Source organism: Flavobacterium solisilvae (assembly GCF_012911605.1).
GTDB lineage: Bacteria > Bacteroidota > Bacteroidia > Flavobacteriales > Flavobacteriaceae > Flavobacterium > Flavobacterium solisilvae.
In genome coordinates this window covers 1-25,485 of record NZ_JAAMPT010000209.1, presented here as the reverse complement: position 1 = coordinate 25,485, position 25,485 = coordinate 1, and the positions used below count along the sequence as shown (strand labels likewise).

23 protein-coding genes are annotated in these 25,485 nt (G+C 33.9%); 12 read left to right on the top strand and 11 right to left on the bottom strand.

Annotation, left to right across the window (positions count from 1 at the left end):
• Window positions 1-22: 22 nt before the first annotated feature.
• A complete protein-coding gene (locus G6042_RS12365; protein WP_169524761.1) occupies window positions 23-853 on the bottom strand; it encodes a CvfB family protein in 831 nt (276 codons plus the stop codon).
• 249 nt (window positions 854-1,102) lie between these two features.
• Here G6042_RS12365 and G6042_RS12360 point away from each other — a divergent pair, with 249 nt between their 5' ends.
• Both G6042_RS12360 and G6042_RS12355 read left to right on the top strand, forming a co-directional pair.
• On the top strand, window positions 1,103-1,597 hold the full coding sequence (locus G6042_RS12360) for an RNA polymerase sigma factor (RefSeq protein WP_169524760.1): 495 nt from the start codon (window positions 1,103-1,105) through the stop codon (window positions 1,595-1,597).
• A gap of 5 nt (window positions 1,598-1,602) precedes the next feature.
• A complete protein-coding gene (locus G6042_RS12355; protein ID WP_169524759.1) occupies window positions 1,603-2,241 on the top strand; it encodes a hypothetical protein in 639 nt (212 codons plus the stop codon).
• Between the two features lie 15 nt (window positions 2,242-2,256).
• On the opposite strand, the gene G6042_RS12350 is transcribed toward G6042_RS12355, so the two are convergent.
• A complete protein-coding gene (locus tag G6042_RS12350) occupies window positions 2,257-3,084 on the bottom strand; it encodes a lysophospholipid acyltransferase family protein (RefSeq protein ID WP_169524758.1) in 828 nt (275 codons plus the stop codon).
• A 46-nt stretch (window positions 3,085-3,130) separates the two neighbouring features.
• Window positions 3,131-3,769: an NUDIX hydrolase gene (locus G6042_RS12345; protein WP_169524757.1), complete on the bottom strand. Its 639-nt coding sequence runs from the start codon at window positions 3,767-3,769 to the stop codon at window positions 3,131-3,133.
• Between the two features lie 66 nt (window positions 3,770-3,835).
• On the opposite strand from G6042_RS12345, the gene G6042_RS12340 reads away from it, so the two are divergent.
• Window positions 3,836-4,279, top strand: coding sequence for a DUF4268 domain-containing protein (locus G6042_RS12340; protein ID WP_169524756.1), 444 nt, complete (start codon window positions 3,836-3,838; stop codon window positions 4,277-4,279).
• A gap of 74 nt (window positions 4,280-4,353) precedes the next feature.
• Here G6042_RS12340 and G6042_RS12335 read toward each other — a convergent pair whose 3' ends face one another.
• The 3 genes from G6042_RS12335 to G6042_RS12325 are packed head-to-tail and all read right to left on the bottom strand — an operon-like array spanning window position 4,354 to window position 6,148.
• Window positions 4,354-4,650: a DUF721 domain-containing protein gene (locus G6042_RS12335; protein WP_169524755.1), complete on the bottom strand. Its 297-nt coding sequence runs from the start codon at window positions 4,648-4,650 to the stop codon at window positions 4,354-4,356.
• On the bottom strand, window positions 4,650-5,066 hold the full coding sequence (locus G6042_RS12330; protein WP_169524754.1) for a hypothetical protein: 417 nt from the start codon (window positions 5,064-5,066) through the stop codon (window positions 4,650-4,652). Before G6042_RS12330 ends, G6042_RS12335 begins: the two co-directional genes overlap by 1 nt.
• A complete protein-coding gene (locus tag G6042_RS12325; RefSeq protein ID WP_169524753.1) occupies window positions 5,066-6,148 on the bottom strand; it encodes a site-specific DNA-methyltransferase in 1,083 nt (360 codons plus the stop codon). The genes G6042_RS12330 and G6042_RS12325 overlap by 1 nt, the downstream gene beginning before the upstream one ends.
• 121 nt (window positions 6,149-6,269) lie before the next feature.
• Here G6042_RS12325 and G6042_RS12320 point away from each other — a divergent pair, with 121 nt between their 5' ends.
• Window positions 6,270-7,340 carry a serine hydrolase domain-containing protein gene (locus G6042_RS12320; protein WP_169524752.1) on the top strand — a complete coding sequence of 357 codons (1,071 nt, stop codon included), beginning with the start codon at window positions 6,270-6,272 and terminating at the stop codon, window positions 7,338-7,340.
• Between the two features lie 202 nt (window positions 7,341-7,542).
• Here G6042_RS12320 and ftsY read toward each other — a convergent pair whose 3' ends face one another.
• From ftsY to G6042_RS12295, 5 genes are all read right to left on the bottom strand, one after another.
• Entirely contained in the window at window positions 7,543-8,496 is a 954-nt protein-coding gene (gene ftsY, locus G6042_RS12315; protein ID WP_169524751.1) for a signal recognition particle-docking protein FtsY, read from the bottom strand.
• Window positions 8,497-8,729: 233 nt separating this feature from the next.
• Window positions 8,730-8,882: a DUF4295 domain-containing protein gene (locus G6042_RS12310; RefSeq protein ID WP_169524750.1), complete on the bottom strand. Its 153-nt coding sequence runs from the start codon at window positions 8,880-8,882 to the stop codon at window positions 8,730-8,732.
• A gap of 46 nt (window positions 8,883-8,928) precedes the next feature.
• Window positions 8,929-9,111 carry a 50S ribosomal protein L33 gene (gene rpmG, locus G6042_RS12305; protein ID WP_112112007.1) on the bottom strand — a complete coding sequence of 61 codons (183 nt, stop codon included), beginning with the start codon at window positions 9,109-9,111 and terminating at the stop codon, window positions 8,929-8,931.
• A 30-nt stretch (window positions 9,112-9,141) separates the two neighbouring features.
• Window positions 9,142-9,378, bottom strand: a complete 237-nt coding sequence (gene rpmB / locus G6042_RS12300; RefSeq protein WP_169524749.1) for a 50S ribosomal protein L28 — start codon at window positions 9,376-9,378, stop codon at window positions 9,142-9,144.
• A 72-nt stretch (window positions 9,379-9,450) separates the two neighbouring features.
• Window positions 9,451-10,704, bottom strand: a complete 1,254-nt coding sequence (locus tag G6042_RS12295) for a CinA family nicotinamide mononucleotide deamidase-related protein (RefSeq protein ID WP_169524748.1) — start codon at window positions 10,702-10,704, stop codon at window positions 9,451-9,453.
• A gap of 143 nt (window positions 10,705-10,847) precedes the next feature.
• On the opposite strand from G6042_RS12295, the gene G6042_RS12290 reads away from it, so the two are divergent.
• The 8 genes from G6042_RS12290 to G6042_RS12255 all read left to right on the top strand — a co-directional run bounded on the left by G6042_RS12290 (window position 10,848) and on the right by G6042_RS12255 (window position 25,297).
• The gene (locus tag G6042_RS12290; protein ID WP_169524747.1) at window positions 10,848-11,453 is read left to right on the top strand and encodes a flavin reductase family protein; all 606 of its coding nucleotides are present in this window, start codon (window positions 10,848-10,850) and stop codon (window positions 11,451-11,453) included.
• A 127-nt stretch (window positions 11,454-11,580) separates the two neighbouring features.
• On the top strand, window positions 11,581-13,872 hold the full coding sequence (locus tag G6042_RS12285; RefSeq protein ID WP_169524746.1) for an oxidoreductase: 2,292 nt from the start codon (window positions 11,581-11,583) through the stop codon (window positions 13,870-13,872).
• A gap of 2 nt (window positions 13,873-13,874) precedes the next feature.
• On the top strand, window positions 13,875-15,476 hold the full coding sequence (locus G6042_RS12280) for an AMP-binding protein (RefSeq protein ID WP_169524745.1): 1,602 nt from the start codon (window positions 13,875-13,877) through the stop codon (window positions 15,474-15,476).
• Between the two features lie 174 nt (window positions 15,477-15,650).
• Window positions 15,651-17,234 (top strand): FMN-binding glutamate synthase family protein, encoded by a 1,584-nt coding sequence (locus G6042_RS12275; protein WP_169524744.1) that lies wholly within the window; start codon window positions 15,651-15,653, stop codon window positions 17,232-17,234.
• A gap of 60 nt (window positions 17,235-17,294) precedes the next feature.
• The gene (locus G6042_RS12270) at window positions 17,295-17,915 is read left to right on the top strand and encodes a response regulator (protein ID WP_169524743.1); all 621 of its coding nucleotides are present in this window, start codon (window positions 17,295-17,297) and stop codon (window positions 17,913-17,915) included.
• Window positions 17,902-19,797 (top strand): tetratricopeptide repeat-containing sensor histidine kinase, encoded by a 1,896-nt coding sequence (locus G6042_RS12265; RefSeq protein WP_169524742.1) that lies wholly within the window; start codon window positions 17,902-17,904, stop codon window positions 19,795-19,797. Before G6042_RS12270 ends, G6042_RS12265 begins: the two co-directional genes overlap by 14 nt.
• A 98-nt stretch (window positions 19,798-19,895) precedes the next feature.
• On the top strand, window positions 19,896-24,683 hold the full coding sequence (locus G6042_RS14460) for a MopE-related protein (protein WP_169524741.1): 4,788 nt from the start codon (window positions 19,896-19,898) through the stop codon (window positions 24,681-24,683).
• Window positions 24,684-24,877: 194 nt separating this feature from the next.
• On the top strand, window positions 24,878-25,297 hold the full coding sequence (locus tag G6042_RS12255; protein ID WP_169524740.1) for an acyl-CoA thioesterase: 420 nt from the start codon (window positions 24,878-24,880) through the stop codon (window positions 25,295-25,297).
• Window positions 25,298-25,485: the final 188 nt, after the last annotated feature.

Sequence of the window (25,485 nt, the reverse complement as noted above, 5' to 3'; positions counted from 1 at the left end):
TTTCTCTAATTTACACTTTTAATCAATTCTCCAACAAATAAATCCCATCAGGACGAATATCGATTTTCTTTTCTTTGTAAAGTGAACCAATCGCTTTTTTGAATGTTTTCTTACTCATTTTCAAAACCGTCTTGATATCTTCTGGATGACTATCATCGTTCAATCTTAGAAATCCACGACTTGCTCGAAGTTCGTTTAGAATAATCGCCGCATTGGGTTCGATACTTTCATATCCTAATTTTTGTAGCGAAACATCTATTTTATGATCAGGTCTAATGTTTTTGATGTAACCAACGTGTTTATCGCCAGTTCTGATTTCTGTGTAAACTTCGTTAGCATACAACAATCCTTTGTGTAGTTTGTTTATAATTACGTTAATTCCCAATTCGGTAATATGAGAAATAATCAAATCGACTTCTTCGCCGTTTTCAACCGTTAATTCTTCGTTACTCAAGAATTTATTGGTTCGGCTGGAAGCTACAATTCGGTTGGTTTTTTCGTCCAAATAGGTGTAAACCAAATAACGCTTTCCTTTTTCCATTGGTCGCGCTTGCTCTTTAAACGGAACAAACAAATCTTTTTCTAAACCCCAATCGAGAAATGCTCCAAAATTATTGATGTAATTTACGCGTAGAAAAGCAAAATCATTCAAAGTAACATAAGGTTCCAAAGTTGTTGCAACCGGACGTTCTTCGTGGTCAAGATAGACAAAAACAGTAAGCTCATCGCCTATTTCAAATGTTTTTGGCACATATTTTATTGGCAATAAAACATCGTCTTTTCCATTGGTTAAAAAAAGTCCAACTTTGGTTGCTCTAGCGATAGTTAACGTGTTAAATTGTCCAATATTCATAGTCTTGATTTGATTTTTTTGTGCTGCAAAGTTAGTGATATTTTAACTTCAAAAATCAACTTCAACTTCAATTTCAAATTGTCACACTAAAGTTAGCTTGTACTGACAGGAAGCTAAATTCAAGTTCAAAAACCAAGGTTTGTTCGAAATTTGCTGTTTGCTGTTTGAAGTTGAAGTTGATTTTTGGAATTTATTTTTTTTATATTTTTGAAACTGTAACAAAATCACCCTTTGTACAACTAACAAAATATGAGCGAAACGCTAGAACAATCATTTGTTAAACAACTCAAAGAAAATCAGAATATAGTTCACAAGATTTGTCGATTATATACTGCTGACTCTGATGCACATAATGATTTGTTTCAAGAAATAACCATACAGTTATGGAAAGCGTTTCCAAAATTTAGAGGTGAATCTAAATTTTCAACTTGGGCTTATCGAGTAGCGTTGAACACGGCAATTACTTTGTATCGAAAAAGTACACGTTCGGTAAACACTGTTACCTATGAAGCACAACAACATTTCTTTGTTCAAGACGAATACAACCACGAAGAAGAAGAACGTTTAAAACTAATGTATCAAGCTGTTCAACAATTGAATGACATTGAAAAAGCGCTGGTTTATATGTATCTAGAAGACAAAGATTACACCGAAATTGCCGAAACTTTAGGTATATCCGAAGTAAATGCAAGAGTAAAAATGAACAGAATTAAAGGAAAATTAATTAAAATACTAAATCCTTAAGGATTATGGAAGAGCTGGATTTATTAAAAAAAGCTTGGCAAAAAGACACTCAGTCTTTCCAACAAGTTACTGAAAACGAAATTTACAAAATGCTGCATAAAAATTCATCATCAAGTGTGAAATGGATTTTGATTATCAGTATTCTTGAACTTGCGTTATGGACATTAATGAACGTCATTTTTAATGCGGATGAATATATCAAACAAATGCATGCTGAAGAAATGATGATTTATTTAAAAGTGTTAAACTATATAAATTGGGCTGTTATTTTATGGTTCATTTATCGCTTTTATACCAATTATATCAAAATTTCAACAACAAATTCTACCAAACAGTTGATGCACGACATTCTTAAAACAAGAAAAACAGTTCAAAATTATGTTTGGTATAATCTAGGAATGGTAGTTGTTAGTTCTGTTTTAGGTTTTGTGATGGCATTTTTATACAGTCCAGATCTTGGCCTAATTAAAGATCAAATTGCACAAGACGAAGGCAATGGAACGATAATCAAAATCGTTTGTATGCTTAGTTTAGTAATGATAGTATTTTTAGTAATCTTCTGGTTGTTTTACAAATTACTTTATGGTTTCTTGTTGAGAAGATTAAGCAATAATTATAAAGAACTAAAAAAGATAGATTTATAACAAAAAAATCCCGATTTACTCGGGATTTTCTGTTTCTATATTCCATTGACGGAGTTTGTTTAAACGTTCTTGCTCTTCAATTTCTTCGGCTGGAATTACTTTTAAAAACGATGGATGTTGCTCGATAGCATATTCTACTTTTTCTACAATTTGCTCAATCGTTTCGTTTTCATAATCAATTTCCAATGGTTCTTTTATGATAAACGATTGCAAAATATTTTTCTTCTTAATTCGCAATCCTTTTTTATCAAACGAACGACGGAAACCATCAATTACAATTGGAACTACAATAGGTTTGTGTTGTTTAATAATATGTGCTGTTCCTTTTCTGACCGGTTTAAACGATTTTGTTGTTCCTTGCGGAAATGTGATAACCCAACCATCGTTTAAAGCAATTCTAATATTTTCGGTATCGTTAGGATTTACTTCTCGTTTTTCGGTAACGTCTTTTCCGCCAGCGCGCCAAGTTCGTTCTACAGTAATTGCACCAACATAAGCCAAAATTCTAGGTAATAATCCCGCTTTCATCGTTTCGCTTGCTGCAACATAATAGATATTCATTTTGGGTTGCCACAAATAACCCACGTTTTTTATGTTATCAACTCTTCCCGAAAGACTGGCGTTAAACACATGAAACATCGCTACAACATCAGCAAAATAGGTTTGGTGATTGGAAATAAAAAGTACATTTTTATCGGGTAACGCTTTTAAAATTTCTGAACCTTCAATATGCAATTCGTTAAATCCACGATAACGTCTATGGGTTAAAACTCCAAAAACTCGGATTAACCATTTTTTTATAAAAAGTATATGACCAAAAGGATTTCGTTTAAATAAACCCATGATAATTTTAAATTTTAGGTCAACAAAACTACAAAAAACTAAATGTTTAAAGTACACTTTTGAGCGTTTCTTTCAACTCGCTCAGCATCATAGCCGTTGCACCCCAAACAAAGTGATTATCAACCACAAATCCTGGAACTTCTATCGAACCAGCATAAGAAGTTTCCATTGTTTTGGTTTTGATAATTTTTTCATCCAAAAAATCTATCAACGGCAATTCGACAATTCCTGCCACTTCGTCTTCTTGTCGCTGAAATTCTAATTCGTGATGACTAATTCCCATAAAAGGATACACCATAAAATTACTCGGCGGAATATACACTTCAGTAAACGAGCGAATGATTTCAACTTTATCAGGATGAATTCCAATTTCTTCGTGCGTTTCTCTCAAGGCAGTTGCTTCCAGATTTTTATCAACAATTTCGGGCTTTCCACCAGGAAAAGCAATTTGCGACGAATGAACGCCATAATAGGAAGTTCTGTGAATTAAAACCAAATGTGTCGCGCCATTTTTTGGATAAAAAAGCATTAAAACGGCTGCTTTTTTTGGGTTAACTTTTTTAATATCAAGATTTCGTAATAATTCCAACCGATTAGATGGCGACATTTTTTCATGAGCAATGCTGGCAAAAGTAACTTCTTTTGCTATTTTTGGCGTATATTTCAGAAATTCGTCGAATATCATTTTTTTGAAATTAAAAAGATAAAGTTACCTCAAAAAAATAACGCACTAAAATTTTAAGTCAATAAAATGTATAGTAAAGAAGAAGCTCTTAGAATAAAAAAGGATTTTTGGATTGCTTTTGCCGAAGCTTATCCGAGAAAATGGTTGTTGTATGATACTAAGATTAAAGACGTTACTTTTAAATTTTTTGTAGATAACAAAAAGGCGCAAGTTCTTTTAGACATCGAACCCAAAGATGAAGAAAAACGTAAAATTTACTACGAAAAAATTGAATCGCTAAAAACAATTTTGCACGAAGATTATTTACCCGAAGCTATTTTTGAGCGTAATTTTTACCTCGAAAGTGGCAAAGTTATCAGTAGAATTTGGGTTGAAAAAACAGGCGTTAGTTTGAATAATAAAAACAATTGGGAAGCGATTTTTGACTTTTTCAACGAAACAATGTCGCAGTTTGAGTACTTTTTCTATGAAAACGAAGATTATATCAAAGACTTAACTATCAACACTTAGAAAAATCACTTGTTTTCGATACAATTTTCTGTCGAAAATCACTCAAACTGAAGTGTTTTATTTTCTAAGTTTAATTATCGGAGAATTATTGCAGTAACCACTTCTTTTCGGAGTTCTTCGTTAATCATTTTGATGATTTTTTCTTTTCCATAGCTTAATTCTTCACGCAAAACTGCCGAAGTTAACGATACATAAAGCGTTGAACCTTTCAAAATTACTTCTTTGGTATAACTATTCACGCCATTTCCCATCAACGATTTCCAAGCTTGTTGAACATCGATTTTATCCATGCCGCTTTGGAGTTTATTCACTTCAATAAACTCTTTTAAAACATCGCTAATAGAACTTTCGTTGCTTAATCGTTTTGCCATTATTTTAAACTAAAAGGAATGTGACGTTTGTATTCATAAATCAATTCTTCTTTGTTTTTTAGTATCAAAGTAGAATCCTTAATCGTGATAATTTCTTCTTGCCATTTGCCATAATTTGTCTTGAATTCAATAAAAAAATGGGCATCTTTTTCAATGATTTTTATTTCTTCTTTGATATCATTGGTTCCAAATTTACCATCAAATCGAGGCATTACTTTTTGACGAAAACCGACATCATTTTTCACTTGAAAATAATCAATAGTTTCGTTGACTTTATAATCCTTCTTTTCTCCCGAAGGCATTGAAACTTCTTTAATTTCCCAATAACCATTGAGTTTTGATAAATCTTCTTTCTTAATTTCCGATTGACACGAAACTAAAAGTAAAAAGGTAAAAATTGAAATTATTCTTTTCATTATTTTAAATATTGTTTGGCAAATTCTTCTCTTAAATTATCAATTACAACAAGCTTTCCTTTTCGTTTTACATACCAAAAAGTCCATCCGTTGCTGCTTTCTTTATTGGATAATTTAGCACTTACTTTATGTATCGAACCTACAATTTCATTGCTTTCTACAGACGAATCGGCTTGAATTTTTGCAGTAAGTTTTTCGTCTTTTGAAAACAGAAGTTCGCCAACTTTTATAAATCCTTTATCGATTAAATTGATAAACGGTATTCTCGGTTTTTTGACCTCAACTTTATATTCTAATAAATTCAAGTCAATCGGTTTGATATTTTGCAATCGTTCATTGGCAACATCAATGTAAAATTGTTCTCTTTCAAAAGCAATAAAATTTCTACCCAACTTTTTGGCAACCGCAGCTGTTGTTCCGCTTCCCGAAAATGGATCGAGTACAACATCGCCAACATTAGACGTTGACAAAATTACTCGGTACAACAATTCTTCAGGTTTTTGAGTGGAATGTGCTTTTTGACCGTTAACTTTTATTCGTTCATCGCCTTGACAAATTGGAATTAACCAATCGCTTCTCATTTGTAAATCTTCATTCATTGTTTTCATCGAATGATAATGAAACGTAAATTTTGATTTCTCTGATTTGGTTGCCCAAAGCATCGTTTCATGTGCATTATTGAAACGTGTTCCTTTAAAATTTGGCATCGGATTTGACTTTATCCAAACGACATCGTTCAACATCCAAAATCCTAAATCTTGCAGTTTTGCCCCAACTCTGAAAATATTATGATACGTTCCAATAACCCAAATACTTCCTGTTTTTTTTAAAACTCGCTTGCATTCTCTAAGCCAATTTTCGGTAAAAGTATCATAAACGCTAAGATTTTCAAACTTATCCCATTCGTCGTTTACAGCATCAACTTTAGTTTGATTAGGACGAATTAATTCACCGTTCAATTGCAAATTATATGGCGGATCGGCAAAAATTAAATCAACCGAATTGTCTGGAATTTGTTTTAACAAAGCAACACAATCGCCTTGATGAATAGAATTTATAGCTAATGAACCTAATGTTGTCATGAATGTTACTTATTGTCACAAATTTAATTTTTATATTCATAAAGTAATTATTAATTGAAATTAATATTATCAACATTAAACCTTTTTATACTTTTATAGTCAAAGAACGAAACCAATCGTCATGTTGAAAAATATTTTACCTCTACTTTTTGCAACATTATTTAGTTGTAGTTCAGATTCTAATACTGATGTTACCGATGAACAAATGTATTTTCCGCCAAATGATGGAAATGTAACTTGGGCAACAAAATCCATTTCAGAATTGGGATGGAATCAAGAAGCTGTTTCGCCACTTTTGGATTATTTGGAAGAAAAAAACAGCAAATCTTTCATTGTTTTAGTTGATGGAAAGATAGTTTTGGAACATTATTTTAATGGTCATACTGCTAATTCGCTTTGGTATTGGGCAAGTGCTGGAAAAACATTAACAGCAACTGTTACAGGAATTGCTCAAGATGAAGGTTTACTCAACATCAACAATAAAGTTTCAGATTATTTAGGAACAGGTTGGACAAGCGCACCGATTGCCAAAGAAAATTTGATTACCGTTAAACATCTTTTATCGATGAGTTCTGGTTTAAACGATGCTTTAGGCGATGATGTTTCTCCTGCCAATCTTCAATATGTTGCCGATGCTGGAACACGTTGGGCATATCATAATGTATATGTAAAACTGCAAGATGTTGTAGCGCAAACTAGCGGACAAACTTGGTCAACTTATTTCAACACCAAATTGAGAGATAAAATTGGAATGACTGGCGGAAATTGGGTTAATATTGATAATCTTAGTGTTTATCGAAGTACTTCTCGAAATATGGCGCGTTTTGGTTTGTTGATATTAAACCAAGGAAAATGGAACGGCAACACCATTGTGAATAAAAATTACATCACGCAAGCAACGACGACTTCACAAGAAATTAATAAAGCCTATGGTTATCTTTGGTGGTTGAACGGAAAATCGAGTTATCATTTACCGCAAACACAATTTGAATTTAGTGGAACATTAATTCCAAATGCACCAAGCGATATGTTTGCCGCTTTGGGTAAAAATGACCAAAAAATCTATGTTGTTCCGAGTAAAAAAATGGTCATCATCAGAATGGGCGAAGTTGCCAATCCAGACAATCCAACTTTTGCACTATCAGGATTTGATAATGAATTATGGCAAAAAATTAATGCGCTTTATCAATAAAAACAAACTAATTCTTTGAATTAAAATATTTTATAACAGCATAAACAAATAATCCAAAACTCACTATTCTTAAAAATAGAAATATATTTTTGAATGAGTCTTCCAAAAAAGTAGCGATTATTCCAAGTGCAATTGAAATTAGAATAAACTTTAATGGTGAAGTATTTTTAAAATTTGAAACCGCTTTATTCATTTTTACTATTTATTTAAAGAAAGAATCAACAAATTCGTGTTTGTTAAAAACCTGTAAATCTTCAATGCCTTCACCTACTCCAATGTATTTTACAGGAATTTGAAACTGATCTGAAATGCCTATTACAACGCCACCTTTTGCTGTTCCGTCGAGTTTTGTAACGGCTAGACAGGAAACTTCGGTTGCTGCTGTGAATTGTTTTGCTTGTTCGAATGCGTTTTGTCCGGTTGAACCGTCAAGTACTAAAAGCACATCGTTTGGTGTATCTTCTACTACTTTTTGCATTACTTTTTTGACTTTGGAAAGTTCGTTCATCAAGCCAATTTTGTTGTGTAATCTTCCTGCGGTATCAATGATTACCACATCGGCATTTTGAGCAACGGCACTTTGTAATGTATCAAATGCTACTGATGCTGGATCGCTTCCCATTTGTTGTTTTACGATTGGAACGTCAACTCTATCTGCCCAAATTTGCAATTGGTCGATTGCTGCGGCACGGAATGTATCGGCTGCGCCAAGTACAACTTTGTATCCTGCTTTTTTGAACTGATAGGCTAGTTTACCAATGGTTGTGGTTTTTCCAACGCCGTTTACACCAACTACCATAATTACGTATGGTTTTTTATTGGCTGGAATAGTGAATTCGGTTTCTTCGCCTGATTTGGTTTCAGAAAGTAATGCTGCTATTTCTTCTCGAAGGATTTGGTTTAGTTCTTCGGTTCCAAGGTATTTGTCACGAGAAACGCGTTCTTCTATTCGCTCGATGATTTTTAACGTTGTGTTTACGCCAACGTCTGAAGAAACTAATACTTCTTCTAGGTTGTCTAAAACTTCGTCATCTACTTTTGATTTTCCGGCTACGGCTTTAGTTAGCTTGGAGAAAAATGATGTCTTGGTTTGTTCTAAACCTTTATCTAGTGTTTCCTTTTTTTCTGAGGAAAATATTCTTTTAAAAAAACTCATACTTTTTTGTTCATGGTTTAAATAGAAGCCTTTTGTTTTAGTTTAGCCCTGATTGTAGTGTAAATCCCGACTTTGTGAGATTGCTTCGCAAGCTCGCAATGACGGATTGCAACGGAAAGCAGGAACTACATTTAAAAAATGCTATTGGCTTGGCTTCAAATTTGTTCGACAAATATAAAAATAAAAAAGCTACTTCCGAATGAAAGTAGCTTTGATATATTGAGTTTGTTTGATTATTTCTTTGTTAAGAATGTATCTACTTCTTCTGGAGACATGATTGCTTCCTGGAAAGTGTATGCACCAGTTTTTGGAGATTTAACCATTTTGATTGCTTTGGTTAATCTTTTTGATGCTGTTTGTAACGTTGCTACGGTTTTCTTTGCCATGACTTATATTGTTTTATTGGAAACTTTTTGTGTAAAAATTTCTAAATTATTTAATCTCTTTATGAACAGTCATTCTCTTTAAGATTGGATTAAATTTTTTAATCTCTAATCTGTCTGGAGTATTTTTTTTGTTTTTCTTAGTGATATAACGAGAAGTTCCAGGAAGTCCTGTTGCTTTATGTTCTGTACACTCTAAAATTACTTGGATTCTATTACCTTTCTTTGCCATCGTACTTTATTTTTTAAATAGGTTATCGAATTATCCGATAAATCCGTTTGCTTTTGCATCTTTCAACACAGCAGCTAAACCTTTTTTGTTAATAGTTTTAATTGTAGATGCAGCTACTCTTAGCGTAATCCATCTGTCTTCTTCAGCAAGATAGAAACGTTTTTTAACTAAGTTTACAGAAAATTTTCTCTTAGTTTTGTTCATAGCGTGAGAAACATTATTTCCTACCATCGCTCTTTTACCTGTAAGGTCACAAACTCTTGACATTATGCTTTTCTTTTATCGTTATTCAAAATCAGGGTGCAAACTTACGCAAAATAAATCATTGTAACAAAAAAATTATTGCAGATTTTTTAAAATTTCTTTTTGAAGCATTTCTAAAGCTTTATTTACGGTTCTATCTATCACTTTTTCACGTGGTTGACCGAAATTAAATTCTTCTACAATAATTTCATTTGGTGTTGCTAATGCTATAAAAACGGTTCCAACCTCGGCATTTGAATCGCCTTTGTTTGGTCCGGCGTTTCCTGTAGTTGCAATAGCGTAATCGGTTTTCATTACTTTTTGAACACCTATTGCCATAGCTGAAGCAACTTCATGACTGACAACTGTTCTCTCCTTAATAACATCAGCCGAAACGCCTAAAACAGAAATCTTAGTATCGGTTGCATAACTCACAACGCTTCCTCTAAAATAATTTGACGCGCCAGAAACCGATGTTAGCATTTGGGCAATTTTTCCTCCGGTACAACTTTCGGCGGTGGCAATTGTTTTATTTTGAGAAGCTAACAATCGTCCAACGACAACTTCTATAGTTTCATTTTCGTCAAAACCAACTATAATATCGTTGATTATTTTGGTTAAACTTTCTACGTTTTCTTGGATGGCTTTTTCTAGTATTTCTTGATTTTCGCCACGAGCTGTTAATCGCAAACGAACTCTTCCTGGACTTGGTAAATAGGCTAGTTTTATGAATTCGGGTAAATTATTTTCCCAGTTTTCAATTCGTTCAGCTACTAAACTTTCGCCTTGACCATAAGTCAAAATGGTTTTGTGAATAATATATGGTCGTTCGTATTCTTGGACGATTTTTGGAACAATTTCGTTATCAACCAAATACTTCATTTCATAAGGAACGCCAGGCAACGAAACAAAAACAGTGTTTTCTTTCTTCATCCACATTCCTGGTGCTGTTCCCATTTTATTAAAAAGAACAGTGCATTTTGACGGAACAAGTGCTTGATCTTTATTTACTTGTGAAATTGGTCGTTTGTAAATTCCTTCTATCAATTGGGTTACATGCGCTAAAACCACTTTATCTTCGATTAAAATATCGTCAAAATAATCGCAGAATGTTTTTTTGGTCACATCGTCTTTGGTTGGTCCAAGTCCGCCAGTTATAATAACCAAATCTACATTGTTTTGAAGTTTTTCAAAAGTATCAACTATATGTTTCTTATCATCCGAAATGGAAATCATCTCATGCGTTTGAACTCCAATTTTATCCAAAGCTTTAGCAATATATCCGGAGTTGGTATCTACAATTTGACCTATCAATATTTCATCGCCAATAGTAACTATCGTTGCTTTCATCTGTTTTTTGAGAATTTAGCACAAAGGTCACAAAGTTTTTTATAATATGATAAAATAAATGACGTTTTAATCGATTTGTTTACCATTTTTATTTTAGTATTTTTATGAACTATTTAAAAAACAAACTAAACCATACAAAAATAATGACACTCGACCCAAACGAATTAGAAGCAAGTGCTATCTATAAGTTACTGACTGGCACGATTATTCCACGACCAATTGGTTGGATTTCTTCCATAAGCGAAGACGGCATCAACAACCTTGCTCCTTTTTCCTATTTTAATATGCTTGGCGATGATCCGCCACATGTCATGTTTTCTACCCGAAGAGATAATAATAAAAATAAAGACACCTTAAATAATGTATTAACTACAAAACAATTTGTCGTTAATATGGTTACCGAAGAGGTTGTAGAACAAATGAATACCACGTCGCAAAGCATTCCAGCCGATGAAAGTGAATTTGATTTAGCCAATCTTACGCCTATTCCATCGGTAAAAATAAAACCGATGCGAGTGAAAGAAAGTCCGATTCATTTTGAATGCGAATTAGTTCACCACTACTTTCTTGAAGGACATCAACAAGGCGGAGCGTGTGTTTTGATAGGCAAAATTGTTATGATGCATTATGATGAAAAAATGCTTTTGGATAATTATAAAATCAATTTAGAAAACTACAAACCTGTTGCTCGATTAGCGGGTTCTAATTATAGTAAAATTGGAGAAATGTTTTCTATCAAAAGAGGATAATTTATAAGGAATACAGATTTAAGAAATTAGAGAAATTATAATAATTTTTGAAATTTCTTAAATCTGTGTTCTAAAAAACAACATTAAATATTGAGGAGAAGTTTCTTTAATTCCTCACAATGACAACATGAAAATAACAGTAATTGGTGGCGGTCCAGGCGGATTGTACTTTTCGATATTAACAAAAAAAGCGCGTCCTGATTGGGAAATAACAGTATATGAACGCAACAGACCTGATGATAGTTTCGGTTTTGGAGTAGTTTTTTCAGATGAAACGCTGGGCGAATTCCTAAAACGCGACATGCAATCGTATGAATTAATCCGAAGCAAATTCGCTTATTGGGACGACATCATAATTGCTCGCGATGGTCAGGAAGTTAGCATTGCAGGAAACGGATTTTGCGGTTGTTCCCGAAAAACATTATTGAAATTATTACATCAACGTTGTCATGAAGAAGGTGTAAATCTTCATTTTGAACAAAATATTGACGACTTAAATCAATTTAAAGATGCAGATATCATTGTCGCTTGTGATGGAATTGGAAGCCAAATCAGAACCCAATTTGCATCTGAATTCGGGACTAAAATCGAATTGAAGAAAAACCGTTTCGTTTGGCTTGGTTCTACAAAACCACTTGATGCGTTTACCTATTTTTTTAGAAATACCAAACACGGATTAATCGTTGCGCATTCCTATCAATACGAAGCCGGAATGAGTACTTGGATTTTTGAATGTTCCGATGAAACCTGGCAAAAATTTAATTTTGAAGTTACCAATGAAGCTGATACTATTGCTAAAATTTCCGAACTATTTAAAGAGGAACTCGACGGTCATCCGCTAATTTCAAATAAATCACATTGGCGACAATTTCCGCATGTTACTAACCAAAATTGGCATAATAAAAATATTGTTCTTCTCGGCGATGCAAAAGCTACAGCACATTATTCCATTGGTTCAGGAACAAAATTAGCGATGGATAGTGCCATTGGTTTATCTGATGCGGTTTTGGCTAATCCAAACGATGTTCAAGCTGCTTTTCAACAATACGATAAATTCCGCAGAAATACGGTAGAAATGATACAATATGCGGCATTAGTGTCGTTAGATTGGTTTGAAAATATGAACCGACATAATCAGCATCCGTTTTATCAATTTGCTTTTGGCTGCATGACACGAGCAAAAAAAGTCACTTACGAGAATTTAAGATTGAGAGATGAAAGTTTTACAAATAAAGTTTTAGAAGAGTTCAATAACAATTTCAATATCAATATCAAAAATCAATCAGCAGCATTTTCAAAATTCAAAATAAGAGATTTAGAATTGCAAAACCGAATTGTAATGTCGTCTATGGGACAATATTCCGCAGAAAATGGTTTAGTAAACGACTGGCATTTTCAACATTATACTTCTCGTGCAGTTAGCGGATTAGGATTGATTTTAACAGAAATGACTGCGGTTTCAAACACAGGAAGAATTACTGAAGGTTGCGCCGGAATTTATAACGAAAGTCAAATTACAGCTTGGAAACGAATTAACGATTTCATTCATAAAAATACGCAAACCAAAATCGGAATTCAATTGGGACATTCTGGTAGAAAAGGTTGTTCTAAAATTCCTTGGGAAAATAGTTTTAGTGGTGAAAAATGGGAATTACTTTCTGCTTCGGCTATTCCATTTCATGAAGATGGAATTATTCCAAAAAAAATGACTTTATCAGATATGGATTTGATAACTTCTCAATTTGTTCAGGCAACGATAAATTCAGAAAAAGCAGGATTTGATATGATTGAATTGCAAGCACATCACGGATTTTTATTAGCTTCTTTCCTATCGCCATTAACTAATATCAGAACTGATGAATTTGGCGGAAGCATCGAAAACCGATTGAAATTTCCACTAAAAGTTTTCACCGAAATGCGAAACGTTTTCCCAATAGAAAAACCAATGTCCGTTCGAATTTCAGCAACCGATTGGGCAGAAAACGGAATTTCAGAAGAAGATGTTCTCGCAATTGCATCTGCTTTCAAAAATGCTGGAGCTGACATTATCAATGTTTCTACCGGAAATACCGTTGCTCATCAAAAACCACAAACCGGAAGAATGTGGCAAGTTCCATTTTCAGATTTGGTCAGAAACTCAATTGATATTCCAACGATTACAGCTGGAAACATAACCGATATTGATCAAATAAACACCATAATTTTAAATGGTAAAGCTGATTTAGTGGCTTTAGGAAAACCATTATTATTGGATGCCAATTTCGTTAGAAATGCTCAGGCTTATGAAAATTTTCAACCTGATGATATTCCAAATCAATACAAAATGGGAATTTCGCATTTGTATCCGCTACAAGCCAATGAGAGAAAGCAAATGGAAGGAATGAAGAAAGCGTTGAAACCGAAGAGTAACAAGAAATAATTATGAAGCATTACGAAGATAATTTTGCCCACAATAATTTACCAAATCAGGATTTAATGCCAGACTATTCCTTTTTGGATTTACCTCAGTTTCAAAGACCAGAAATGCTCAATTGTGTTCATCGATTGTTGGATTATCATATAGAAAATGGAAACGGTAACAACATTTGCATTCGTACCTTCTCAGAAACTTGGACGTATCAAGATGTATACGAGAAATCCAATCAAATCGCTCATGTTTTGGTTGATGATTTAGGACTGAAATCAGGTAATAGAGTTTTAATTCGTTCTGCCAATAATCCAATGATGGTCGCTTGTTGGTTTGCAATCTTGAAAGCCGGCGGAATTGTAGTCGCAACCATGCCGTTACTTCGTGCCAAAGAATTAACAACCATAATCGATTGTGCCGAGATTTCGCATACCATTTGCGACAGCGAACTTTCAGAAGAAATGAATTTAGTAAAATCAAATTTTCTTAAAAAAAAGATTTATTTCAGAAATAGTCCCGAAGCTTCGGGATTAGAAAAATTGATGGTTTCCAAACCCAAAACATTCTCCAATTATCACTCAAAATCAGACAGTATTGCCTTAATCGGATTTACATCAGGAACAACAGGTTTGCCAAAAATGACATCGCATTATCACAAAGATATTCTGAACATCTGCGAAGCATTTCCACAATATTCATTACAACCAACACAAAATGATGTGTTTACAGGAAGTCCGCCATTAGGATTTACCTTCGGTTTAGGCGGATTGGTTTTATTTCCAATGTATTTTGGTGCTTCTACTTTTTTAATAGAAAAACCAAGCCCAGATATTTTGCTTCAAGCCATTCAAGACTACAAAATCACCATATGTTTTACAGCTCCAACGGCTTGGCGAATCATTACTACCAAAGTTGCAGCTTTTGATATTTCCAGCTTGCGCAAATGTGTCTCTGCTGGTGAAACCTTGCCCATGAAGGTTTGGCAAGATTGGTATGATGCTACAGGTTTAAAAATCATTGATGGCATTGGTGCTACCGAAATGCTGCATATTTTTATTTCGTCGAATGAAAAAAATATGAAACCTGGTGCAACTGGTGTAGCTATTACGGGTTATGAAGCCAAAATTATTGATACTAACGGAAACGAATTACCAAGAAACGAACCCGGAAGATTAGCTGTTAGAGGCATTACTGGTTGTAAATATTTGAACCGAGAAGACAAACAAAAAGAATACGTAGAAAACGGCTGGAATATTACAGGCGATATTTTTCGGCAAGATGAAGACGGCTATTTTTGGTTCGTAGCTCGAGGCGACGATATGATTATTTCGGCAGGATACAATATAGCTGCTATTGAAGTAGAAAGTGTTTTGCTTACTCACGAAGATATTTTAGAATGCGCTGTTGTAGGTTTACCCGATGAAGAACGTGGTATGTTGGTTTGCGCGCATATTGTTTTAAAAGACCAAACCAAAGCTACCGAGAGTATGAAAAATCACATTCAACATTGGTTTAAACAAACGGCTGCGCCTTATAAATACCCAAGAGTTATTTATTTTACAGAAAGCTTACCCAAAACCGAAACAGGAAAAATACAACGGTTTAAGTTGAAGTGATTTTAAAGTGAAAAGTCAAAAGTGAAAAGTCAAAAGTAATTAGTAAAATAAAACGTAATCTTGTCATTTCGATCTCGTCTTTTGGACGAGAGAGATAAATCATAAAAATGTAAATAATGAAGAAAAAAGGATGTTTAATAACATTCGAACATTCATGGTAAAAAATAAACCAAAATGAGAAAAGCATTCATCATCACATCCATCACCATTTTAGCAATCATCGGCATTTTAGTATACGTCGATTGGAAATTTAGCTTACTCCTATTCATCTTCGTTCCATTGATAGTAATGGGGTTATACGATATGTATCAATCCAAACATACCATTCGTAGAAATTTTCCTTTATTGGGAAGAATGCGTTATTTGCTAGAAGAACTCGGACCAGAAATGCGTCAATATTTTATTGAAACCGATACCGAAGGCAAACCATTCGATAGATTACAACGCAGTATGGTGTATCAACGTAGTAAAAAAGAAACTTCTACCAAACCTTTTGGTACGCAACTCGATGTGTATAATGTAGGTTACGAATGGATTAATCATAGTTTGAATGCTATTCCTTTTTCGCATAGTGAAGAACAACCACGAGTAAAAATTGGTTCATCACAATGTACAAAACCCTATATGTCGAGTATGTTCAATATCAGCGCCATGAGTTATGGTTCATTGAGTAAAAATGCTATTTTGGCGCTGAATGCTGGAGCAAAACAAGGTGGTTTTTACCACAATACAGGTGAAGGTGGTTTGTCGCCTTATCATCTTGAACCTGGTGGCGATGTGGTGTGGAACATTGGAACAGGATATTTTAGCACACGAACACCAGACGGGAAATTTTCGGTAGAAGAGTTTACCAAACGTGCTACTTTGGATAATGTAAAAATGATAGAAATCAAATTTTCACAAGGTGCAAAACCTGGCCACGGCGGAATTTTACCCAAAGAAAAAGTAACCGATGAAATTGCAGCCATTCGATTAGTTGATAAAGGACACGATATCATTTCACCGCCAAAACATTCGGCATTTTCAAATCCGTTGGAGTTGATGGATTTTGTAAAATTATTGCGCAACCATTCGGGCGGAAAACCTATTGGTATCAAAATTTGCATCGGCAACAAATCTGAATTTATGGCTATTTGCAAAGCAATGGTCGAAACCCGAACCTATCTCGATTTTATTACCGTTGATGGTGGCGAAGGCGGAACTGGCGCAGCACCACCAGAATATTCAGACCACGTAGGTATGCCATTGCGTGATGCAGTTGCATTTGTGTACGATTGTCTAAACGGATTTGGAATTAAAAGTCAAATAAAAATTATTGCCAGCGGAAAAGTAATTTCTGGGTTTGATATCATTAGATGTCTTTCTCTTGGTGCCGATTTATGTAATTCTGCTCGCGGAATGATGTTTGCGTTGGGATGTATTCAAGCGCTGGAATGTCACGCCAATACTTGCCCAACTGGTGTGGCTACACAAAATCCCGATTTAACCAAAGGTTTAGTACCACAAGAAAAAAGCGTAAGAGTTGCCAATTTCCAACACGAAACAATAAAAAACGCAATGGAACTTATGGCATCGGCAGGTTTAAAACATCCAGACGATGTAACTCGTGATGTCGTAAGTACGCGTGTGGAGCGCAATGTAGTAGAAACTTTTGCGCAAACTTTTCCAGAATTGGAAACAGGCTGTTTATTAAATGAAAATACAGTTCCAAAAGAATTTTTGTACTTTTGGAAGAAAGCAAATAGTGAGAAATTTTAAGTTTGCAATCTATAAGTAAACTTATAGGTATTGATTTGAAATAACTGCTATTTTTGCATTATGATTACTATTTGTATTATAGAAGATTTGCCAGAAATTAGAGGTAGTTTAGAGCAATTAATTAATAATCAAGATAATTTAAAACTACTTTTTGCAGTTGATAATGCAGAAGAAGGCATTCCTTTATTACAAGAAAACAACCCCGATATTGCTATTATTGACATTAATTTGCCTGGCATAAATGGTATTGATTGTATTAGAAAAGTCAAAGACAATTGCCCAAATACACAATTCATGATTTTTACAATTTATGAAAATGATGAAAAGGTATTCGACGCATTAGCGGCAGGAGCCAGCGGATATATGCTCAAAAAGACACCCTCCGATAAAATGATTGAAGCTATTATTGATTTGAATAATGGAGGAAGCCCTATGAGTGGACAAATAGCTAGAAAAGTAATCAATTTCTTTAACGAGAAAAAGAAACCTACTCACGAAGCTTTAACTAAAAAGGAAAACGAAATTTTACTCTTATTGTCTAAAGGTTTTTTATACAAAGAAGTTGCTCATAAATTAGGAATAACCATAGGTACAGTTACACAACACATTCATAATATTTATGAAAAATTGCATGTAAATAATAAAACCGAAGCAATAAATTTGGTATATGGTAAAAAATAAATGGTTTTTTCTTTTAATATTTGGAATATGTTATGCTCAAAATAACAAAATTATAAATTCGGAATCATCTTTAAAAAACGATTCCTTAAAAATAAAGTCATTATTAAAAATTGGGCAAAAATTTGAAGAAAAATCAAACGATTCTGCATTATACTATTATTTAAAAGCAAATAATTTAGCCAAAAACACTCGTTGGATTGAAGGGGAATTAAGCAGTATTAGTAATATTACAGCAATTTACAATATTGAAGGACAATACAATAAATCATTACAACTAAATTTATATAGTGTTGCACTTGCAAAAAAAACAAACGATTATTTATGGATTGGACGTTGTTTGGCAAATGTAGGCACAACTTACATTTATTTAAATAATTATCAAAAAGCGATTGAGTATAACCTAAAAGCTTTAAAATTATTCGAAAAAAGTAATAATAAAGATTTTTTAGCAAGAATGTATGCTAATCTAGCCATCATTTATCCAAGAATAGAACAATATCAAAAAGCGTTACTTTATATAGACAAAGCTATTTTATTAAATGAAAAAGGATTTGCAACAGATAACTACATAGCATCTCTAAACACAAAAGCAAATATATTATGCTATTTAAAAAAATATAATGAAGCAATGCCATTGTATTTAAAAGGATTAGAAACAGCTAAAAAACAAGGAGATAAATACCAACTTGCAGTTTTTTCTAACAATATTTTAGATACTTATAAATTACTAGGCAAATATTCAAAAATGATTAGTGTTGCACAAAATCATTTTAATTATTGCAAAGATTATGGCACTAATGAAATGTATTCATCAGGATACAAAGGACTTGCAGAAGCTTATTTTTATAACAAAAAAAATCAAGAAGCACAAGTTTTTGCAGACAAATCTTTACACTATGCTTTAAAAGACACCATTTTAGAAGAAATGAAATTCATTTATGAACTAAAAAGTAAAATTTCATTCTCTTTAGGAGATTTAAAAAACGGAAATTATTTTTTTGATAAAGCAAAATCAATCGATAGTCAATTAGTAAATGACGACATCATTAAAAATACTCAAGAACTTGAAGCTAAATATGAAACCGAAAAAAAAGAACTAAAAATAAAAAATCTAACCCACGAAAGTGAAATCCAGAAATATAAAAGCAAACAAAAACTATGGATAATATTTAGTTTAATCATTGGTATAATTGGAATTACAATATTTACCTATTTGCAGTATAAAAACTATCAAAACAAAAAGAAATTTATACTGCAAGAAAAACAACTAGCCATTGCAGAAGAACGAATAAGAATTGCCAACGATATGCACGATGATGTTGGAGCTGGATTAAGTAGAATTAGATATATATCAACTATTTTAAAAAATAATGAAGGTATAAAAAATTCAGAAATCGAAAAAATTATAAGTCTTAGCGATGAAGCTGTCGAAAAAATGAATGAAATAATTTGGGCATTAAATCAAGGCAATCAAAAATTAGACGAATTAATTTATTATATAAGAAGTCAATGCAGCGAAATGGTTCATAATGCCAGCATCGAATTTATATGTGAACCTCCAACAAATATACCAAATGTAATTTTTGGTTGGAAAGAAAATAGAAATACGTATTTATTAGCAAAAGAAGCTGTAAATAATGCCATAAAACACTCAAAAGCAACAATAATTTCAATACATTTTGAAATAAGCAATGATTTAAAAATAACCATATCAGATAATGGAATTGGATATAATCCAGAAAAAATTAGAAAAGGAAGTAATGGCTTAAAGAATTTTAACAAAAGAATCGAAACATTAGAAGGATCCTTAAATATTACAAACTCAACTGACAATGGAGTAACCGTCTCTTTCACTATCCCACTTCATAATAAATTTAGATAAAATTAAACTAGGTTTGCCCTAATAAAACTTATATTTTTTACTCTTTTTTTAGTATCTAATTTTGTAATTGAAATGAACCTCTAAAATTTCAATTACTCATGAAACTAAAACTATCACTACTCATTTGGCTAACAAGTTTATCTTGTTTATGGTCGCAAGAGCAATTTATTTTTAATTATACAGGTTCCGAACAAATTTGGACAGTACCTGCGGGAGCTTCAAACATAAGCATTACTACTTATGGTGCTAGAGGATCAAGCGGAACCACAATTTACCCTACAAAAAATTCTGGGGGGCAAGCAGGTTTAGGAAACAGAGTTACAGGCAACTGGAATTTTTTAAATCCAGGTGATGTTATTTATATTTATGTAGGCGGCGAAGCAAATAAAGATATAGGCGGTTATAATGGAGGTGGCAACGGACATTCTTTTCAATGGCCTGGAATAATTATACCTCCGTTATGGTATTATTCTGGAGGTGGCGGTGGCGCTACAGATATTCGTTTCCCAACAAATGCAATAACCGACAGAAAACAAGTATCTGGCGGTGGCGGTGGCGGTGGCGGTGCTGGAAGTTTAATTTATGAGAACTATCAACCTAATGCTTTAAATTTTATTAATGGTAGTGGCGGAAACGGTGGCGGAAATTTTTCATTAAATGGAAATTCATTAGATGGACAAAACGGAGAAACTACTACAGATACTAGTACTAATTTAACTTCCCCTGGCGCAACAGGAGGAACCACAACAAGTGTTGGTTTATATGCCAATGGTTGTTCAGGATATATAGGTAGCAATGGAACTCCTCATATCAATGAACTTGGTGGTGATGGTGGTTTTGGCAGTATTACACCATACAACAATCAACCTCACGGCGGTGGCGGTGGCGGTGGCTATTTTGGCGGTAATGGTGGCGGTGGCGGCTCTATAGGTAATTCTAATTGTTTAGGAAATGCTATGGGGGCAGGTGGAGGTGGCTCTGCTGGAACCAACTGGTTTAATGGGGCTACACCTGGAGATTATCAAAATGGAATCAACAACAGCAACGGGTATGTAGTAATTACATATTATTTAGACAATCAAAACTACACTTATTATGCAGATGCTGATTCAGACGGATACGGTAATTTTGCAATAACACAAATATCAAATACAGGTACACCTGCTGGATATGTAGCCAATAGTATTGATTGCAATGATAATAATGCAAATATTCATCCAAATGCAACAGAAATATGTGGTAATGGAATTGATGACAATTGTGATGGTGTTATCGATGAAAACTGTGCTACTCCTCCCCCAACAGCGGTTAGTCCTCAAACATTATGCGCTGGCTCAACTATAAACGATTTAGTAGTAAATGGATTAAACTTAAAATGGTATATAAATGAAACTGGCGGAAGTAATATTATGACAACTACTGATGGAATCGATTTTGTAAACGGTTTTTACCTTCCTGGTGGAACGCCTCCTCAAACTGCATTTCCTTCGTATTTAGTTTCAGGAATAATATATGTATCTCAAACAATTGGAGGAATTGAAAGTACAAGAATACCAATTCAAGTAAATATTCCTCCTCCAAATATAATTCCTGCATTTACTCCAATTGCTCCAATATGCGAAGGTGGATTTATTGGTTCTTTACCTACAACTTCAAATAACGGTATTACTGGTGTATGGCACCCTACAACAACAAATAATATTATTACAACAACTTATACATTTACACCAAATCCTGGTCAATGTGCAAAACAAACAACATTAACCATAAACGTAAATCCAACGATAACATATTATGCTGATGCAGATAACGATAGTTACGGTGATCCAACAGTAACCCAAACATCATGTATTGGTGCACCTGCTGGGTATGTTGGCAATAATTTAGACACAAATGATACTGATTCAAATATTCACCCAGGAGTTGAAATCAACAATTTAGTTACATTTAGTTATACAGGAGCAGTTCAAACTTGGATAGTTCCTCCTGGTGCTACCAATGTAAGAGTAACAACTTATGGAGCCCAAGGAGCTGCAGGAAAAAGTAAAATTGGTTCACAATGTATTGGCGGATTAGCAGGTTTAGGCAATAGAGTTTCGGGAAATTGGAATTTTGTAAACCCTGGGGATATACTTTATATATATGTAGGTTCAAAAGCAATAGATCACCAAGGAGGATATAATGGAGGCGGAAGCGTTAACGGAATAAACGGAATTTGGTCAGGTGGTGGAGGTGGTGCTACAGATGTACGTTTTCCAACCAATTCAATTTTAGACAGAAAACAAGTTGCTGGCGGCGGCGGCGGCGGCGGCGCTTCAGGAGGTCATTGGATAAATTATGATTTTACAAGTGGAAACGGCGGAAATGGTGGTGGCAACAATACCTTATACGGAAATTCATTAGATGGACAAAATGGACAGGATGCTACAGACACAAACGGACAAGTAGCACCAGGAGCACTAGGAGGCACACCAACTTCTTTTGGAATTGCTGGTGATGGTTGCATGGGTTTCAAAGGCACAAATGGAGAAACAAACAACTGGTATATTGGAGGAAGTGGTGGAAATGGAGTAAATTCACTTGGAAAACCTGATGGTGGTGCTGGTGGCGGTGGCTACACAGGTGGTACTGGTGGTGGTGGTGGCTCTACTGGGAATTCAAATTGTTTAGGAAATGCAATTGGTGGAGGTGGAGGTGGATCCGCTGGAACTAATTGGTTTAATGGGGCAACTCCAACAGATTTTCAAAACGGAATTAACTATGGTAACGGTTATGTAATTATTACTTATGATTTGAATAATTCAACAATAACTTATTATGCAGATGCAGATACAGATGGATATGGAAACATAAACGCAACTATACAATCATCAACAGGAGCACCTACTGGATATGTTACAAACAGCACTGATTGTAATGATAATAATGCTTCTATAAATCCATTTGCAACAGAAATTTGTAACAACGGAATTGATGATAATTGTAATGGATTAATTGATGAAAATTGTGTTAATATACCCTCTGCTCAACCACAAACATTTTGTCAAGATGCAACAGTAAGTTCATTAGTTGCTACAGGCACTAATTTAAAATGGTATGATGTAGCAGCAGGAGGAATCCCTTTATTTCCTGGAACACTATTACAAACTGGAACATACTATGTTTCTCAAACAATTGCTGGTATAGAAAGTCAAAGAAATCCAGTGGCAATTACAATTAATCCAGCTACAATAATTCCAAGTTTTACTCAAGTGCCCCCAATTTGTATAGGGAATAATTTGAATAATTTACCAACTACATCAACAAATGGAATTACTGGAATTTGGTCTCCAGCTATTAACAATACTATAACTACAACTTATACGTTTACTCCTAATGAGATGCAATGTGCGTTACCAACTACTATGACTATTCATGTAAATCCAGTTATTAGATATTACAATGATGCAGACGGCGATGGGTTTGGCGATCAAACCATTGCAGGAATGTCATGCACAGGAATACCAAATGGATATGTAGGAAATAATTTAGATCTAGATGATTTGAATGCTAGCATCAATCCTTGCGGCACTTCAAACACATTAGTTTTTGATTATACAGGATACCAACAAATATGGGTAGTGCCTCCAGGAGCTACTAATGTATCCATCACAGCTTATGGTGCTCAAGGAGCAAACGGATTAACAAAAGTACCAACAATCAACAGCCCAGGAATTGGAGGATCAGGAAATAGAGTTTCTGGAAATTGGAATTCACTAACATCAGGAGAAGTACTTCATATTTTTGTTGGCGGTCAAGCCTATCAAAATACTGGAGGCTATAACGGCGGAGGAAACGGATATATAACTGTAGGATCTGTAAATACAAATTATTCTGGTGGTGGTGGTGGTGCGTCAGACATTCGTTTTCCATCAAATTCATTGTCAGACAGAAAACAAGTAGCTGGTGGCGGTGGCGGTGGCGGAAATGCTGGAGGACATTTTAATAATAATTTTGATTTTACTGGTGGTAATGGTGGTAATGGTGGAGGAAATTACGCCATTTACGGCAATTCATTAGACGGTCAAAACGGACAATCAACTACTGAAATTTCAACTGGATTAATTTCTCTAGGAGCTACTGCTGGTACTTCTACATCTATAGGAATAAAAGGCAACGGATGCAGTATATATTTAGGCGATAATGGACAACCTTACTCTTCAAACAATGGTGGAAATGGAGGTAGAGGAATTACAGCAGGATTCGCATTACCAAGTGGCGGTGGTGGTGGTGGTGGCTATATTGGCGGAAATGGCGGTGGTGGTGGCTCTGGAGGCAACTCAACCTGCAACGGAAGTGCTGTTGGTGCTGGAGGTGGTGGTTCGGCTGGAACCAACTGGTTTAATGGTGCTGATGCAACCAATTTTCAAAATGGTGTTAATCAAGGTAATGGTAAAGTCGTAATAAACTATGACATAATATCCCAAAATGCAACTTATTATGCTGATGCTGATGGAGATGGTTTTGGAAATGCTTCAAATTCGGTAGCATCTTGTTCTGGAACAATACCTACTGGATATGTTGTTGATAACACCGATTGCGATGACACCAATATGGCTATACATGATTGTGGATTAAATATATCTGATTTTAACAATAATAATTTCCAAATTACAGCATATCCAAACCCATTTGATGATGGTTTCCTATTAAAATTAAATTCAAATAGTAGTTCTAATTTGAGTATAAAAGTATATGATATACTTGGAAGAAAAATAGAATCTAAAGCAATTTCAGTATTAGAATTAGAAAAAACAAATATTGGACAAAATTATCCTAATGGAGTTTATAATATTATTATTCAGCAAGATGAGAATATTAAAATGCTAAAAATGATAAAAAAATAAAAAAAATCTTATTTGAATTAATAACTCTATCTAAATATCAAGGTATTTAGGTAGAGTTTTTTTATTTACAAATTATTACATTATAATATCAAAATTAAAATTAAAGTTATTTTGTACTTTTGGAAAGAAGCAAGTAATGAGAGTTTTTAAATATCAAACCCTGTCTGAGTTCTGACAGGGTTGAAATAATAATCATGGAAACATTTACAAAACAAGAAAAAATAAAATTCAAACACGTTGATTACGCTGGAATAGTATTCTATCCTCGTTTTCTGGAAATGTTAAACGATTTAGTAGAAGATTGGTTTGAAGAAGCGCTGGAAAGACCATTCTCCAAAATGCACGAAACCAATGGCATTCCAACAGTAGATTTGAAAGTACAATTTAAAAACGCAGCAAGAATTGGAGAAATTCTAACCAAAAAATTGTGGGTAAAAGAATTGAAAACATCATCTATTGTTTGCGGATTTCAATTTGTAAACCAAAACGAACAAACTGTTTTGGAAGGCGAAGTAACTTTAGTAAATGTAAAAATTGAAGAAGATAGACAAAGTATCAAAGCTGAAGCTTTTAATGAGGAAATGAAAGAAAAAATTAATAATTACATAAAATAGTTCTCGATACATTTTTGTTTCGTCATTTCGAGTGTTTGCCAAAGGCAAAAGTATCGAGAAACGAAACAAAAATACTCCTTTAGATTTGTTTTAATAAATTTAGGTAAATTTAGAAAAGAGAAAAGTGTTTAAGTAAACTAACAATTACTCCGAGTAAAACTCATAGTTCGATTAAGACTTAAACACTT